This is a genomic window from Emticicia sp., assembly GCF_049241225.1.
In the GTDB taxonomy this organism is placed as follows: Bacteria; Bacteroidota; Bacteroidia; order Cytophagales; family Spirosomataceae; genus Emticicia.
Window position 1 is genome coordinate 1 of record NZ_JBMLRC010000211.1, and the last position, 1,681, is coordinate 1,681.

Below are 1,681 nucleotides of genomic sequence, written 5' to 3' on the forward strand. Positions count from 1 at the left end.
GGGCGATTTGGCAAACTTAGTAGAGGCCGATGCTTTTCTCGAATTGCCGTTGGAACGTAGTTTATTTAAGAAAGGGGAAGTTTTTAAGGTGTTTATGTATAGATAAAAAGATTGTAGTACACTTTTAAGCTATTTTTAATACTCTCTTTCAAAAATATGCAAGGTATTACCTGAATCGAGGGCGTAAACTCGGTTACCTTCGGCTTTGGGCTGGTTGATGGGTATAAACTTACCTTCTTTGGCAAACTCCTCGAAAACGTATAGCCACTCGATGGTTTCGGTTTTGTAGTTGAATGCCCCAATGGCGGTCGGGAAGCCGCCCATGCTACTGACTGAGCTACGAAAATAGAGGTGGTCGCCCTGCAAACTGAATGAATCCATCAAACCAGTAAGGGTGTGCTGCTCATATACCAAGTTGATTTGGCTATATCTCAAAACTTTGCCTACTTGAGGGTCTATTTCTATGAAATCTCCACTCTGGAAACCGACTAAGTTCTTATTTTGGGCATCGGGCATGAGGGTGGCGGTGGCGGGTAGCTGACGGTTGGGTGTACCGATAAATTGTTCGATTTGCCAGAGCAGGTTGCCCGTGCTGGTATCTAAGCCGATGAGCTGGGTATTGCCTCTTACACGCTCGCCCCCACCCGTGATTACGCAAACCAAAACCTCTCCAAAAACACCGATGATTCGCTCAACTTTGCCTTCTTCTCTATGGGTTTTTACCCCATCTGACCAAGTGTATTTGCCGAGTTCGGAGACGGAAAATTGCCAGAGAAGTGAGCCTGTATTTATATCAAGGGATATTATTGTTTTGTTACCCCCTTTTAATACACAAAAAATCATCTCTGGATTTAGGATTCCATCAACATTTACTTTAAAAGATGTTGTCCAAATCACTTTTTGAGTTGTTAAATCATAAAGAGCTAAAGAACTATCACCATAGAAAATTTTCACCCTATTTTCTAAATTACTTGAATGAAAATCAATAGAAATAGCACTTTCAGATAGGTTTTCAATTTTTTTACCTTCTAAATCAAGTAATATGTTTTCTTCGTCATAATTATCAGCTATATAGATTTTATCATTATAAACTCTTACAACAGCATTATTGGAAAACTTGTAAGACCAACTATTTTTTAGTCTTTTATCCAAGCAAATAATTTGTTTAGAGTTCTTATTGAAGAAAACAAACAAATCAATATTGAATGAGAAACTATAAACGTCTCTCAGTTGCAAGAAATATCTATAATTTATCATTTTATTTTAATAAAGTCGTAAAGTTTACTTGAAATATCGTTTATTGTAGCCCTAAATTGAGTTATATTATTAATTTCTAAGTCCGATAATAGTTGGGTTTTCGTGTTAATAATATCCCCGTTTGGCTGAATATTTATTCAGTCATTGTTTCTTGCGTTCTTAGAACGCAAATACAAAAAACTATTCTCTACTGCCGTTCTAAGAACGGCTAACACACCGACTGATTACAAAATCAGCCGAACATTAACTATTATTTGCATTAAGGCTAAGTGGGACTCTGAGGAAACCAAAGATTATGGATAAATCAAATATTTCTTTCTCAAAGCCTTAAAATCACTCAAACCTGGCTCCCAACTTTTACGGATTTCAGCTTCCGAAACGCCATCAATGATTTGTTGTTTGAATTTTTCTGTTCCTGCCAATT

1 protein-coding gene and 1 pseudogene are annotated in these 1,681 nt (G+C 37.1%); both read right to left on the bottom strand.

Translation table 11 applies throughout. The features are described from left to right. Positions 1-135: 135 nt before the first annotated feature. On the bottom strand, positions 136-1,257 hold the full coding sequence (locus tag ACOVO2_RS11635) for a PQQ-binding-like beta-propeller repeat protein (protein ID WP_421770138.1): 1,122 nt from the start codon (positions 1,255-1,257) through the stop codon (positions 136-138). Positions 1,258-1,550: 293 nt separating this feature from the next. Further along, positions 1,551-1,681 (bottom strand): annotated as a pseudogene (locus ACOVO2_RS11640) (DUF1343 domain-containing protein); the annotation flags it as partial.